Here is a 248-nt window from a genome sequence, read left to right as displayed (position 1 = left end):
ACCACCGTCTATCTCGGTAGCACCGGCACGGCGTCAACGCTTGCGACCGTCGACGATCTGTTGAGCGCGATCGATCTGGCAAGCGGCGTGAAGACGGTCTCCATCACCTCGGGTGCTGCGACGATCGCCGTGAGCGCCAGCCAGCCAGGTGCTGCGGTTTCGACCGTTGCTGGCGGCGCCGTCACGCTGAGGAGCTCGACGGGTGCGGATCTGAGCGTCACCGGCAAGGCCGACCTGCTCAAGGCCCT

At 66.5% G+C, this 248-nt stretch carries 1 protein-coding gene; it reads left to right on the top strand.

From position 1 onward, the window contains the following. Window positions 1-248, top strand: a 248-nt coding sequence (locus RAD10_RS42350) for a DUF1522 domain-containing protein (RefSeq protein WP_461622074.1), incomplete at both ends; no start/stop codon positions are given.

Source organism: Bradyrhizobium sp. 23AC, assembly GCF_054863025.1.
This window is presented reverse-complemented; position numbering and strand designations above follow the sequence as displayed.